This window comes from Oscillospiraceae bacterium (assembly GCA_025758045.1).
Lineage (GTDB): Bacteria > Bacillota > Clostridia > Oscillospirales > Ruminococcaceae > Gemmiger.
On record CP107208.1, the window covers coordinates 2,674,627 to 2,689,267 of the forward strand.

The 14,641-nt window shown below is 57.4% G+C and carries 11 protein-coding genes and 1 tRNA gene; 10 read left to right on the top strand and 2 right to left on the bottom strand.

Going from position 1 to position 14,641, the window contains the following annotated elements; all coding sequences use genetic code 11:
• The first annotated feature begins 11 nt into the window (after positions 1-11).
• From atpG to OGM81_12535, 5 genes are all read left to right on the top strand, one after another.
• Entirely contained in the window at positions 12-875 is an 864-nt protein-coding gene (atpG, locus tag OGM81_12515) for an ATP synthase F1 subunit gamma (protein UYJ43139.1), read from the top strand.
• A gap of 24 nt (positions 876-899) precedes the next feature.
• Complete coding sequence (atpD, locus tag OGM81_12520; protein UYJ43140.1) at positions 900-2,294, top strand: F0F1 ATP synthase subunit beta; 1,395 nt, start codon at positions 900-902, stop codon at positions 2,292-2,294.
• A 12-nt stretch (positions 2,295-2,306) separates the two neighbouring features.
• Complete coding sequence (gene atpC, locus OGM81_12525) at positions 2,307-2,723, top strand: ATP synthase F1 subunit epsilon (GenBank protein ID UYJ43141.1); 417 nt, start codon at positions 2,307-2,309, stop codon at positions 2,721-2,723.
• Between the two features lie 149 nt (positions 2,724-2,872).
• A tRNA-Pro gene (locus OGM81_12530) sits at positions 2,873-2,949 on the top strand.
• Positions 2,950-3,277: 328 nt separating this feature from the next.
• Positions 3,278-3,745, top strand: coding sequence for a prepilin-type N-terminal cleavage/methylation domain-containing protein (locus OGM81_12535; protein ID UYJ43142.1), 468 nt, complete (start codon positions 3,278-3,280; stop codon positions 3,743-3,745).
• 281 nt (positions 3,746-4,026) lie between these two features.
• On the opposite strand, the gene OGM81_12540 is transcribed toward OGM81_12535, so the two are convergent.
• Positions 4,027-5,361, bottom strand: a complete 1,335-nt coding sequence (locus tag OGM81_12540) for an MATE family efflux transporter (GenBank protein ID UYJ43143.1) — start codon at positions 5,359-5,361, stop codon at positions 4,027-4,029.
• A 266-nt stretch (positions 5,362-5,627) separates the two neighbouring features.
• Here OGM81_12540 and OGM81_12545 point away from each other — a divergent pair, with 266 nt between their 5' ends.
• Both OGM81_12545 and OGM81_12550 read left to right on the top strand, forming a co-directional pair.
• Positions 5,628-6,758, top strand: a complete 1,131-nt coding sequence (locus OGM81_12545) for a cysteine desulfurase (GenBank protein ID UYJ43144.1) — start codon at positions 5,628-5,630, stop codon at positions 6,756-6,758.
• A gap of 2 nt (positions 6,759-6,760) precedes the next feature.
• A complete protein-coding gene (locus OGM81_12550) occupies positions 6,761-7,660 on the top strand; it encodes a tRNA 2-thiocytidine biosynthesis protein TtcA (protein ID UYJ43145.1) in 900 nt (299 codons plus the stop codon).
• 66 nt (positions 7,661-7,726) lie between these two features.
• Here the strand turns inward: OGM81_12550 and OGM81_12555 are convergent, their stop codons facing one another.
• The gene (locus OGM81_12555; GenBank protein ID UYJ43146.1) at positions 7,727-8,710 is read right to left on the bottom strand and encodes an RluA family pseudouridine synthase; all 984 of its coding nucleotides are present in this window, start codon (positions 8,708-8,710) and stop codon (positions 7,727-7,729) included.
• A gap of 88 nt (positions 8,711-8,798) precedes the next feature.
• On the opposite strand from OGM81_12555, the gene OGM81_12560 reads away from it, so the two are divergent.
• From OGM81_12560 to uvrA, 3 genes are all read left to right on the top strand, one after another.
• Entirely contained in the window at positions 8,799-9,539 is a 741-nt protein-coding gene (locus tag OGM81_12560; GenBank protein UYJ43147.1) for a DNA repair protein RadC, read from the top strand.
• A gap of 148 nt (positions 9,540-9,687) precedes the next feature.
• Complete coding sequence (gene uvrB, locus OGM81_12565) at positions 9,688-11,727, top strand: excinuclease ABC subunit UvrB (protein ID UYJ43148.1); 2,040 nt, start codon at positions 9,688-9,690, stop codon at positions 11,725-11,727.
• Entirely contained in the window at positions 11,724-14,624 is a 2,901-nt protein-coding gene (gene uvrA, locus OGM81_12570; GenBank protein UYJ43149.1) for an excinuclease ABC subunit UvrA, read from the top strand. The genes uvrB and uvrA overlap by 4 nt, the downstream gene beginning before the upstream one ends.
• The last annotated feature ends 17 nt before the right edge of the window (positions 14,625-14,641 follow it).

Genomic DNA, 14,641 nt, shown 5'->3' on the forward strand with positions numbered 1-14,641 from the left:
GGGTGCTGCCGATGGCTGGCTCGATGAAAGAGATCAAGCTTCGCATTAAAAGTGTCGAAAGCACCATGCAAATTACCAAGGCGATGGAGCTGGTTGCTTCCAGCAAGCTGCGCCGCGCGAAGGAGCGGGTAGAACATAGCCGCCCCTACTTTGAGACGCTGTACGCCACCCTGTTTGATATTGCCGCTGCGGATTCTGAATTCAGCAGCCCGTATCTTGCCAAGCGCGAGACTCACCGCCGCCTGTATATCGTAATTGCCGGCGACCGCGGCCTGGCTGGCGGCTACAACGCCAACATCCTTAAAGCGGTGGAGGCAGATGCCGCCGATGCCCCGGAGCAGGGTTATTGCGTATTGCCCATCGGTAAAAAGGCGGTCGAATATTTCGAGCGCCATAATGCCTCGATCTTAACCACCTCGTTTGCGGTGGCGGGGGACATTTCTGTCAGCGATTGCTTCGAGATCTCGCGCCTTGTCTGCCAGAAATTCTTGTCAGGGGAGTTTGATGAGATTCGTATCGCGTTCACCCAGTTTGTCTCCATGCTGACCCAGACGGCTTCCATCCTGCCGGTCCTGCCTTTCGATGCACCGCGCCCCAAGCCGGGGCAGGAGCGTGAAAGCCTGATGCTTTATGAGCCGGACAGCACTGCTGTGTTTGACGCCATCATCCCGGAATATCTGGCCGGTGTCGTCTACGGTGCCTTGTGCGAGAGTGTTGCCAGTGAGCAGGGTGCCCGCCGTACCTCAATGGATGCCGCCACCAAGAATGCCGGTGAGATGATTGAACATCTGAACCTGTACTATAACCGCGCCCGCCAGGCTGCCATTACCCAGGAGATCACCGAGATCGTAGCCGGTGCCGACGCAGAATCTTAAAAAGCCCACAAAGGAGTGTGTGCTATGCCAGAAAAACACATCGGAAAGGTGGTGCAGATCACCGGCCCGGTCCTGGACATCCGCTTCAAGGACGGCGAGTTGCCCGCCCTGCTGAATGCGGTAGAACTTGACAATCACGGCAAAAAGCTGGTCGTCGAAGTGGCGCAGCATATCGGTGATAACGTAGCCCGCTGCATCGCCATGGCCGCCACGGACGGCCTGGTCCGCGGTGTCGACGCCGTCGACACCGGCGGCCCCATCAACGTACCGGTAGGCGATGCCTGCCTGGGCCGCGTGTTCAATCTGCTGGGTGAGCCTGTCGATGAGCAGCCCGCGCCCGAAAACGTAGAGCATTGGCCTATCCACCGCGCCGCCCCTGCCTTTGACGAACAGGAATCCTCCACCGAAATTCTGGAGACCGGCATCAAGGTCGTTGACCTGATCTGCCCCTATGCCAAGGGTGGCAAGATCGGTCTGTTCGGCGGTGCCGGTGTCGGCAAAACTGTTCTGATCCAGGAGTTGATCTACAACATCGCTACTGCCCACAACGGCTACTCTGTCTTTACCGGCGTTGGTGAGCGTACCCGTGAGGGCAACGACTTGTACGGCGAAATGCGCGAGAGCGGCGTTCTCAGCAAAACAGCGCTGGTCTACGGCCAGATGAACGAGCCGCCAGGAGCCCGTATGCGTGTAGCCCTGTCCGGCCTGACGATGGCGGAGTATTTCCGTGACGTCAAGCATCAGGATGTGCTGCTCTTCATTGATAACATCTTCCGTTTCACCCAGGCCGGTTCTGAGGTCTCGGCTCTGCTGGGCCGTATGCCCTCCGCCGTCGGCTACCAGCCCACGCTGGCCACCGAGATGGGCGCTTTACAGGAGCGTATTACTTCCACCCGCAAGGGCTCTATCACCTCCGTACAGGCTGTCTACGTGCCTGCAGACGACCTGACCGACCCGGCCCCTGCCACGACCTTCACCCATCTGGACGCCACCACGGTTCTGAGCCGTGACATCGCCTCCCAGGGCATCTATCCCGCTGTCGACCCGCTGGATTCCACCTCCCGTATCCTGTCGCCGGAAGTTGTAGGCCAGGAGCACTACGAGGTTGCCCGCGCCGTACAGCAGGTTTTGCAGCGCTACAAGGACCTGCAGGACATCATCGCCATCATGGGTATGGACGAACTGTCGGAAGAGGATAAGATCACGGTCAGCCGCGCCCGTAAAGTACAGCGCTTCCTGTCCCAGTCTTTCCATGTTGCGGAGCAGTTCACCGGCATGCCCGGCCAGTATGTGCCGCTGAAAGAGACCCTGCGCGGCTTTAAGATGATTCTGAACGGCGAATGTGATTCCATTCCCGAAAGCTGCTTCCTGTTTGCCGGCACCATCGATGATGTTCTGGCAAAGGCCAAACAGCAGTAAGGGGGCGGGCAGATGGCAGTTTTCCCGCTGAAGATCCTTACACCGGACGGCGTTGCCTTTGACGGCAGCGTCTCGGCCGTTTCCTGCCGCACCATCAACGGGCAGATCCAGCTGTTGGCAAAGCATATCGATTACTGCACGGCCCTCGGCATGGGGGAGGCCCACATTACGCTGGAGGACGGCACCATCCGCCGGGCCGCCTGTATGGGCGGCATGCTCAGCATGATCGGCGGCGAATGCCGCCTGCTGGCCACCACCTTTGAATGGGCCGATGCCATCGATAAAGAGCGTGCCGAGCGCAGCAAAGCCCGCGCCGAGGCGATCCTTGCCCAGAAAAACGTGGATACCCGCGAATTGGAACTGGCCGAAGCCCGCCTGAAGCGCGCCCTGGTGCGCAGCAGTGTGGCCTCGCGGCAGAATCTATCCTGATACAGCCAAAATACCGCCGCCAGAAAACGACCTGGCGGCGATGTTTTTTGAGGAAGTTCACTTTTTTTGAATTTTTTTCAAAAAAAGTGTTGACATTTCTCCTATAGTCAGCTATAATGAACAAGCTGATTCGAGACAGCCCAGTTCGACCGGGTGTAGCGCAGTTTGGTAGCGCGCTTGAATGGGGTTCAAGAGGCCGTGAGTTCGACTCTCGCCACTCGGACCAAACAGTTGGCTGTACGTCAGCGAAAGAACGTCAAATCCGAAAGGGTTTGGCGTTTTTTATTTATATTTTCCTTGGTGCAGTGTTATGCAGTTCTAACGGTTTTCTAACGGACATCATCTTTCCCATCGGCAATATTATGCGCAAAAAAGATTAATAGGAAGAGAAAAACGACCCGAAAGTGATAAAATAGCTTATAATTCGACAAATACCGTGCATTTCTTGCGAAATTCGAGCATGGCAGTTGAAAATCGAAATTTATATGTTACAATATTATACACCAACAGGGGATGGAGTGCGTCCCCGATTAAATTTAGGAGGAGTCTAAATTATGTTCGAAAAAATTCGTAAACTCAAGGACCGCAAGGGTTTTACCCTGGTCGAGTTGATCGTGGTTCTGGTCATCCTGGCCATCCTGGCTGCCCTGCTGATCCCCGCTCTGACTGGCTACATCGACAAGGCCAACAAGGAGAAGATTGTTTCTGAGTGCCGTATGGTTGTTATGGCGGCTCAGACCGAGGCTTCTGAGTTGTACGGCAAAATGGACGGTGACAAGTTGGCTTTTGGCTCTGACACTAACACGGCTGCTGACTATGATGATGCTGTTAAGGATCTGTCTGAAACAAAGGGCAAATTTAAAATTGTGCTCTATGATGATGGTACCGTTCACACTGTCCAGTATTGGAACAGCGGCTGGACTATTACTTATACTGATGGCACTTATAATGAGGCCACGGCAGCTACTGCACCTGATGGCGATACTACAACTACGATTGATGTAAAGCCTGCAAAGTCCTAAGAGTTTCACCTGCTGGTGGAACTGCTAGGAAGTACTCTTAAAGCTCAAATCCTGCCACATAAGGTGGCGGGATTTTTTGTTTCTTTGTTACTATAAGCTTCTTACCACTTTACGAGTCTGTTGTTCTGAACGTCTAAATTCCTTGGCGTAAAGCTTGTCAACAAGCGCGACTTTGGCGATAACCGCTACGGATATGGCATGTTGCGCTCCCCTGAGCATTATAACAAAAGCCTCCGCTGCCGGACTTCACTTCCGGCGGCGGGGGCCTTGCTTATATAGCCTTATTGTGGCCGTTTGACGGCCTTGTGGTAGACGAGGACAGAGATACCGGCTGTGATGGCTTCGGTGATCCAGAACGCATGCCAGACGCCCGTGGGGCCAAGCAGGCGGCACAGCACCCAGGCAATGGGCATCATGGCGATAATGTAGCGCACCAGCGAGATGATGAGCGACTCGGTGCCCTTACCCAGACCCTCCAGTGCGCCGGAGCCGGTCACGGTAAGGGAAGATACGATAAAGCCCACGCAGATAATGCGCAGTGCGGTCTGGCCCGCGGCGATCGTCTCCGGGTTGGAGCTGAACACATTCATCAGCGGGCCGGCAAACACCAGGCATAGCACCGTGCCGCCCGCCATGATGGTTCCCGTCATGGCCAGGGTCAGGTTGTAAATTTTCTTTACGCGGGCATCCTCGCCCGCGCCGTAGTTGTAGCCGATGATGGGGCGCATGCCCTGCACAATGCCGTTGGCAGGCAGGTACAGGAAGGTCTGCAATTTATAATAGATGCCTAGCACCACCACGTAGACCTGCGAATAAGCCGCCAGAATGGAGTTGAGGAACGACACCAGCAGCGAGGGGAGCGCCAGATTGAGAATGGCCGGGATGCCGATGGCATACAGGCTTACATCCATTTTGCGGTTCGGCGTCATGCAGTCGCGGCGCACCCGCACACTGATCTCCGTAGTATTGTACACGAACAAATAGATGGTCAGCGTCAAAATCTGGCCGATGCCGGTGGCCAGTGCCGCACCGGCAATGCCCATTTTCGGGAACGGGCCGATGCCGAAGATCAGCATCGGGTCCAGGATGATATTGCAGACAGAGCCTGCCATCAGGCCCACCATCGTAACGCGCATGCGGCCCACCGCCTGGAAGATCTTCTCAAATGCCAGGGTGGCCATGATGACCGTGGAGAACAGGAACGCGATGCGCGAGTAGGTCACGCCCATCCGGATGACCGTTTCGTCGCTGGTGAACATCCGCAGGAAGGTCGGCATGATCAGGATGCTGACCACCGTGATGACCACACCGTGCAGCAGCGAGAGCATCAGGCCATGGGTGGCAGCCATATTCGCCTTTTTATGCTCACCCGCGCCCAGGTGCAGGGCGATCTGCGCATTGATGCCCACGCCAAAGCCGATGGCAATGGCGTTGATAAGATTCTGCACCGGGTAGACCAGCGACAGCGCCGTCATGGCATCCTCACTGATCTGGGCCACGAACAGGCTGTCCACGATGTTGTACAGCGCGTTGACCAGCATCGAGATGACCATGGGCAGCGCCATGCTGACCAGCAGGGGAAAGATCGGTTTTTCCTTCATAAACGTATCATTCATAGTGTACCTCCCAGACACAGCAAAAAGCCACACAATGGGTCGACATTCCAGCCGAACCATTGTGTGGCGAAAAATAGTATAGACTACTGTAAAAATCCACACCTGTTTTAGGTTTTTGCATAATACCACAGTTTTTTTATTTTGTCAAGACGGCCCGGCCCACTTTTTAACCTATTGACGCAATAGGTGTTTGTGCTATAATATTTTGGTATATACTTTTCCCGGGGAAGTGCCCCGCCGCCATGAAATGAGGCAATCTGACATCCATGATCTACTTAGATTATTCCGCCAACACGCCGGTCGACCCGGCCGTGCTGGATATTTACTGCAAGACCGAGCTGGCGTATATCGCCAACCCCAACTCCACCCACTGCGCCGGGCAGGCCGCCCGGGCCGAAATGGCCCGCGTGACCGAGTCCATCGCCAGCCAGCTGGGCGTGCAGCCCGCCGAGATCATCTACACCTCCGGCGCCAGCGAGGCCAACAACCTGGCCCTCAAGGGCATTGCCCAGGCATCGCGGCACATCGGCAAGCATATCATCTCCACCCAGCTGGAACACTCCTCGGTGGGGGCGTCACTCTCCGTTTTGCAGCAGCAGGGGTACGAGATCGACCTGCTGAACGTGAACCGCGACGGCAAAGCAGACCTTGCCCAACTGCGGGAACTGCTGCGCAAGGATACGATTCTTGTCGCCGTCTGTGCCGTGGACAGCGAGATCGGCACTGTGCAGCCTGTCAAAGAGATTGCCGAGATCGTCAAGCGGTACCCGGATTGCCGCCTGCATGTGGATGCCACCCAGGCTGTGGGTAAAACGGACCTCTGGTTTGACGGCGTGGACACCATGAGCTTTACCGCCCACAAATTCTACGGTCCCAACGGAATCGGCGCACTGTACAAGCGCCGGGGGCTGGTTATTGAGCCGCAGATCTCCGGCGGTGCCAGCACAACCATTTACCGCAGCGGTACACCCACGCTGGGCCTGGCCGCCGCGCTGGAAGCTTCGCTGACGAAAGCCCTGGCCGAGCAGCCCCAGCGCATCGCCCACGTACAACACCTGCATAACCGCCTTGCAGCCGCATTGCAGGTGTACCCCGAGGTGCGCTTCAACAGCCCGGCGGATGCGGTGCCGCATATCCTCAATGTCAGTGTCAACGGCATAAAGGCTACCCGCTTTCAGCAGGCCCTCAGTGAGCAGGGCGTCTGCGTCTCGGTCAAATCGGCCTGCTCGTCGGACGGCATGCCTTCCAAGGCCGTGTTTGCCGTCAGCCGTGACCGCCGCAACGCGCTGTCCTCGTGGCGCATCAGCCTGAGCCACCTTACCACCGACGAAGAAATTGATGGTTTCCTGGCTGCCTTTGATACCTGCTACCACCAGCTGTTACAGAAGGAGAATTGATTTTGGAACGTCAACTGGAAACTTATCAGAAAATCGAGCGCAGCATTATCAAAAAATTCCGTAAACAGCTGTGGACGCCGTTTATCGTGGCCGTCAAACGGTACGAGCTGATCCAGGCAGGGGACAAGATCGCCGTCTGCATCTCCGGCGGCAAGGATTCCATGCTGATGGCAAAGCTGCTGCAGGAATTGCAGCGCCACAGCGAGGTGCCCTTTGAGCTGGTCTATCTGGTGATGGATCCCGGCTACAACGAGATCAACCGTCAGAAGATCGAGAGCAACGCCGCGCTGCTGCACCTGCCCATCACCGTGTTTGAAACCAACATTTTTGATGTTGCCAACAACAGCGAGAAGTCGCCCTGCTACCTCTGCGCCCGCATGCGCCGCGGCCACCTGTACAAGAAAGCGCAGGAGCTGGGCTGCAACAAAATTGCGCTGGGCCATCACTTCAATGATGTCATCGAGACCACCGTTATGAGCATGTTCTACGGCTCCCAGATGCAGGCTATGCCGCCGAAGCTACACAGCACCAACTTCCCGGACATGACGCTGATCCGCCCGATGTACTGCATCCGCGAGGATGACATCATCGCCTGGCGGCGCTACAATGACCTGGAATTCATCCAGTGCGCCTGCCGCTTTACCGAGGCCTGCACCATCTGCGATAACGGTGGCGGCGGCTCCAAGCGGCAGGAGGTCAAGGTTCTGCTGCGCCGCCTGATGCGGGACAACCCCAACATCGAGAACAGCATCTTCCGCAGCATTCATTCCGTCGCACTGGACACCATGCCCGGTTATAAGACCGAGGGTGTGGAGCATTCCTTCCTGGAGCGTTTTGACCGCCAGGAGGAAGCCTTGCGCGCTGAGGCCGCCAAAGCCGCCGTGCCCGATACTGAACAATAAAATATAGAAAAAGCAAGACCCATGCCGCTGCAATCGCAGGCTCGGCATGGGTCTTGTATTGTTGTTTTATTCTTCCGTTTTGTGCGGGGCAGTCTTAGTCAGTGCATCGAACTTCTTTACAATGGCCGGGTCGTCCAGCTTGATGACGCGGCCGGAGAGGTAGTGCAGGGTGTTTTCCTCCGGGATGCGGCCAAAGGTAAGCCGCTGGGCGCAGAGGGCCTGGGTCTTCAGGCCGGTGCGCTCGTTCATCTTGCGGTTGCCGTACTTGATGTCGCCCAGCACCGGGTGACCCAGGTAGGCCAGGTGGGCGCGGATCTGGTGGGTGCGGCCGGTGATCAGTCCGATGCGGCATAGGGCAAAGGGGCCGTTCTGGCGGATGACCGTTACATCGGTGATGATCTGCTTATAGCCATCGCACTGGCGGGCGTGGATGTGCACCTTGTTGTTCTTCTCGCTGTGCTGCAGCCAGGCGATATGCCGCCCGGCGGGCGGGGCACCTACCGTGATGGTCAGGTACTCTTTTTTCATCAGGTCGTCACGGATGATGGCGTTTAGGTCCCGCAAGGCCGTGTAGCTTTTGGCGGCCAGCACCAGGCCCTCGGTTCCGCGGTCCAGCCGGTTGCACAGGGCCGGGGCAAAGCGCTGCTCGGCGTGGGGATTGTACTCGCCCTTGGCCTCCAGGTAGGCGGCAAAGGCATCCACCAGGTTGGCATCGCCGGTGCGGTCGCTGTGGCACAGCAGGTGCGCCGGTTTGTACAGCACCGCAAAGTTGGCGTCCTCGTAGATGACCGTCACCAGCGGCTGGCGGCGGGGCGGCTTGACCTTGGGCTTGACGCCCTCGGTCGGGAAGAACTCATCGTTAATGTACATCTCGATCAAATCGCCCGTTTTCAGGCGGGTGTCCGGCTCAGCCCGTTTGCCGTTGACCTTGATGCGCTTGTTGCGAAACGCCTTGTACATCATGCTGCGGGGCATATCTTTGGTCACGCCCTCCACAAAGCGGCTCAGGCGGACGTCATTCTCGTTGGCACCGGCGGTAAAACTTTTCATGGAACCCTCACTTATCTCTTTGCAAAATCTTTCTTTCAGTATATAATGAAATCAGGAAAACGTAAAGTGGCAAAAAGGATGTGGAACCATGGCAGACAGCAAAGAGCGGCCTATTCACGAGAATCATCGTGCCCGCATGCAGGAGCGTGTGGCGCACAACGGCATGGAAAGCCTGGCCGAACACGAAGTGCTGGAATATATGCTGTACCTGGCCATTCCGCGCCAGGATACCAATCCACTGGCACACCGGCTGATCGACCATTTCGGCAGTTTTTGCCGCGTGATGGAAGCCACGCCGCAAGAGCTGATGCAGGTGAAGGGCGTCGGCCCGCGCAGCGCCCAGCTGATCTCCGACATTATGGAGTTTGGCCGCTATTATGCCGTGAAAAAGCGCAAAAAGCAGGCTACATTGGACACCACTGCCAACGCTATTGAGTACATCAAGCCGCTGTTCCTCGGCCTGCAAAACGAAGTGCTGTACATTATTTTGATGGACGATTCCTGCCATCCGCTCTACGACCTGAAAGCCGCCGAGGGTGTGCCGAACCACGTCAGCATCGATACCCGCAAGCTACTGCGGGATGTGCTGCGCTCCAACGCCTCCACCGCCATCCTGGCCCACAACCATCCCACCGGGCCGGCCCTGCCCAGTGCCACCGACCAGCTGACCACGCTGAAAATTATGCAGCTGCTGGCCCCGGCGGGCATCTCTATTTTGGACCACATCATCGTGGCAGGGGAGAACGCCTGCTCTATGGCAGACCGCGGCCGTTTGCCGGACATCAGCGCCCACCCCGGCATTTTAAACGCCGCCAGTACGGATTTTTAAGCTGCCGTTTCGCCCTGCCGCCTTATGCCGCGGCAGGGTATATTTTTGGCCGCCGAGTGCACAAAATACCTACCAAAAGACTTTACATTACTTTTCAGTTGTGATATAATCAGCTTACAACCAATCGTTGTGTCGAAAGGAAACTTTTATGGATGATGTGTTTCACCTAAAGGCACCATTCCAGCCGACCGGTGACCAGCCCCAGGCCATCGACGCCCTGGTACAGGGCATCAATGAGGGGGACGATGCCCAGACCTTGCTGGGCGTTACCGGTTCCGGCAAAACCTTTACCATGGCTAATATCATTGCCCGGTGCAATCGCCCCACGCTGATCCTGGAGCCCAACAAAACGCTGGCCAGCCAGATCTGCACCGAGATGCGCAGTTTTTTCCCGGATGATGCTGTAGAATATTTCGTATCCTACTACGACTACTACCAGCCCGAAGCCTATATCCCGTCCACTGATACCTATATTGAAAAGGACAGCGCCATCAACGATGAGATCGACCGTCTGCGCCACTCGGCCACGGCGGCCTTGTCAGAGCAGCGCAACGTCATCATCGTTGCCAGTGTTTCCTGCATCTACTCCCTGGGCGACCCTATCGATTACCGCAGCATGGTTATCAGCCTGCGTCCCGGCATGCAGATGGAGCGGGACGAACTTTGCAGCCGCCTGGTCAAACTGCAATATGAGCGCAACGACATGAACTTTATCCGCAACAAGTTCCGTGTCAAGGGTGACACAGTGGACATCCACCTGGCCTACAACGATGAATTTGCCATCCGGGTAGAGTTTTTCGGTGATGAGATCGACCGTATCATTGAGTTTGACCCGCTGACCGGCGAGCACAAGAACGTGGTGCGCCATGCCGCTATCTTCCCGGCCAGCCACTATATCGTTGGGCCGGAAAAGATGAAAGAAGGCCTTGCCAAGATTGCCGTCGAGATGGAGCAGCAGGTGAAGAAATTCACCGAGGAAGGCAAACTGCTGGAGGCCCAGCGCATCCAGCAGCGCACCAACTACGATATGGAAATGCTGCAGGAAGTCGGCATGTGCAAGGGTATCGAGAACTACTCGGCTGTGTTGTCGGGCCGCGCCCCCGGCTCCACGCCCACCACGCTGCTGGATTATTTCCCGGATGATTTCCTTTTGATGGTGGACGAGAGCCATGTCATGCTGCCCCAGATCCGCGGTATGTTCGGCGGCGACTACAGCCGCAAGAAGACGCTGGTGGAATACGGCTTCCGCCTGCCATCTGCCTTTGACAACCGCCCGTTGAAATTTGAGGAATTTGAGCAGAAAGTCCACCAGAAAATCTTCGTTTCGGCCACCCCCGGCGATTATGAGCGGGAACACTCCAGCCGCGTGGCCGAGCAGGTCATCCGTCCCACCGGCCTGCTGGACCCCGTCATCATGGTGCGCCCGGTGGAAGGTCAGATTGAAGACCTGCTGGGTGAAATACGTGTGCGTATTGACCGCGGCGAACGCGCCCTCGTCACGACCCTGACCGTCAAGATGGCCGAGGACCTGACAGATTATTTAGAAGATCACGGCGTCAAGACCAAGTACATGCACCACGAGGTCGACACCTTTGAGCGCATGGAAATTATCAAAGACCTGCGCGTGGGCGCCATTGATGTCATTGTGGGCATCAATCTGCTGCGTGAGGGTCTCGACCTGCCGGAAGTTTCGCTGATTGCCATCCTGGATGCCGACAAAGAGGGCTTCCTTCGCAGTGAGACAAGCCTTATCCAGACCATTGGCCGCGCAGCCCGCAATGCCAACGGCGTAGTGCTGATGTACGCTGATGAAGTGACCCCCAGCATGGAGCGCGCCATCATGGAGACCGAGCGCCGCCGTGCCATCCAGGACGCCTACAACAAAGAGCATGGCATCACCCCCAAGACCATCGTCAAGGCCATCGGCGGCGGGCTGGAGATCAGCATGAGCGAGGAAAACAAGCGCATGCGCCAGCACCGTATGAGCCGCGTGGAACGCCAGCAGACGATTGAACGCCTGACCAAAGAGATGAAAGAAGCCGCGCGCCTGCTGCAGTTTGAGCTGGCAGCCCAGCTGCGCGACGAGATTGCCCGGCTGGAGCGCGGGGAAGACCCTACCGCAGCCGATACCAGTGAGCGCAAGGCGACTGCCAAAAAGCGCAAGGGAAGAGGGAAATACAAAAGTTGAGCACCGAAGTGAAAGAGACAAAGCGCCGATCGAAGATTCAAATCGACCCCAACAACCGCATCGTCATCAAGGGCGCGCGGGAGCACAACCTGAAAAACGTCGACCTGACGCTGCCCCGCAATAAGCTGATCGTCATGACAGGACTTTCCGGCTCCGGCAAGTCCAGCCTTGCCTTTGACACCATCTACGCCGACGGCCAGCGCCGCTATATGGAGAGCCTTTCCAGTTACGCCCGCCAGTTCCTGGGCCAGATGGAAAAGCCCGATGTGGACGAGATCACCGGCCTTTCGCCGGCCATCTCCATCGACCAGAAGACCACCAGCCACAACCCACGTTCCACCGTGGGCACCGTGACCGAAATTTACGACTACCTGCGCCTGATGTATGCCCGCATTGGCGTGCCTCACTGCCCGATCTGCGGGCGGGAGATCACCCAGCAGTCTATTGATGAGATGGTCGACGAGGTGATGAAGCTGCCGGAGCGCACCCGCTTCCAGGTGCTGGCCCCCGTAGTCCGTGCCCGCAAAGGCACCCAGGCCAAGGAGCTGGACGCCGCCCGCCGCGCCGGTTTTGTACGTGTGCGCATTGACGGCAACATGTACGATCTGAGCGAGGAGATCAACCTCGAAAAGAACATCAAGCATACCGTGGAGATCGTGGTCGACCGCCTGGTCATCAGCGATACAGTGCGCGGCCGTCTGGCAGATTCCATTGAGACCGCCCTGGCCCAGGCAAACGGCCTGGTCGTTATCGATGTCATTGGCGGCGAGCCGATGATGTTCAGCCAGAGCTATGCCTGCCCGGAGCACGGCATCTCGGTGGAAGAATTGACGCCCCGCATGTTCAGTTTCAACAACCCCTTTGGTGCCTGCGAGAAGTGCACGGGCCTTGGCACCTTTATGAAGGTCGACCCTGCCCGCGTCATCCCGGACAAGCGCAAATCCATCCGCGAAAGCGCCATCAAAGCCAGCGGCTGGTACTATGCCGAGGGTTCCATCTCCGAGATGACCTACAAGGCCCTGGGCAAGCGCTACGGCTTTACGCTGGATACTCCCATCAAGGATTTCAGCAAAGAAGCCCTGCATGCCCTACTGTACGGCACCGGCGATGAGCGCATTGAGATGCAGCGCGAGAGCATGTTTGGCTCCGGCACCTACTACAACCAGTTCGAAGGCCTGGTTCCCAACCTGGAGCGCCGCTTCCGTGAGACCAACAGCGAGTGGGTCAAAGAGGAGATTGCCCTGGTCATGTCCAGCGAGGAGTGCCCTGCCTGCCATGGCCGCCGCTTAAAGCCCACCAGCCTGGCCGTCACGGTCGGCGGCATCAACATTGCCGATTTCTGTGATAAGAGCGTGACCGAGGAGTTGAAGTTCATCGAGAACGCCAAGGTCAGCGCAAAGGATGAGATGATCGGTGCGCCGATTTTTAAAGAAGTGCGCGAACGTCTGGGCTTTTTACAGAGCGTAGGTTTGGGCTATCTGACCCTGTCTCGCGGCGCGGCATCCCTGTCTGGCGGTGAGAGCCAGCGTATCCGCCTGGCCACCCAGATCGGCAGCGCGCTGACCGGTGTGCTGTACGTGCTGGACGAGCCGAGCATCGGCCTGCACCAACGCGACAATGATAAACTGATCGCCACCATGAAGCGCCTGCGCGACCTGGGCAACACCTTGATCGTGGTCGAACACGATGAGGATACCATGCGCCAGGCTGATTATATTGTGGATGTCGGCCCCGGTGCCGGTGTGCACGGCGGCGAGATCGTAGCTGCGGGCAGCGTGGCAGACATCTGCAAGGTCAAGCGCAGCATCACCGGCGCGTATCTTTCGGGCCGAAAGTATGTGGAAGTGCCTGAGACCCGCCGTCCCGGCAACGGCAAGTTCCTGCGGGTGGTCAAAGCCCACGAGAACAACCTGCAGGACATTACTGTGGATTTCCCGCTGGGCAAGATGGTCTGCGTGACCGGCGTGTCCGGTTCCGGCAAATCCACGCTGGTCAATGAGATTTTGTATAAGACGCTGGCGGCCGCGCTGAACGGCGCCCGCAGCCGCCCCGGCCAGTGCGAAGCCGTCGAGGGCATGGAGTGGGTGGACAAGGTCATCGGCATCGACCAGTCGCCCATTGGGCGCACACCGCGCTCCAACCCAGCCACTTATACCAGTGTGTTCGGGGACATTCGATCGCTGTTTGCCAACACGCAGGACGCCAAAATGCGCGGCTATGGCCCCGGACGTTTCAGCTTTAACGTCAAGGGCGGCCGCTGCGAAGCCTGCGAGGGCGGCGGCATTTTGCAGATAGAGATGCACTTTTTGCCGGACATCTTTGTGCCCTGCGATGTCTGCAAAGGCAAGCGCTACAATCGCGAAACACTAGAAGTCAAGTACAAGGACAAGAGCATTTCCGACGTACTGGATATGACGGTGGAGGAGGCCTGCGTCTTTTTTGCCAACATCCCCAAAATTGCCCGTAAGCTGCAGACGTTGCAGGAGGTTGGCCTTGGGTATATCCAGCTGGGTCAGGCCGCTACAACGCTTTCAGGCGGCGAAGCCCAGCGCGTTAAGCTGGCCAACGAGCTGGCTCGCCGGGACACCGGGCAGACCGTGTATATCCTGGATGAGCCCACCACCGGCCTTCATGTGGCCGACGTGCATCGCCTGGTCAAGGTGCTGGACAAGCTGGTGGATGCCGGCAACACGGTCATCATCATTGAGCACAACCTGGATGTCATCAAGCGCGCCGACTATATCATCGACCTTGGCCCCGAGGGCGGCAGCGGCGGCGGTACGGTCGTTGCCACCGGCACGCCCGAGGAAGTGGCCGAGAACCCCAACTCCTTCACCGGCCAGTACCTCAAACCCATGCTGGCCCGCGCCAAAGAGCTGCAGGAAAAAGCCAAATAAGATTTTGTAAGAAGCCC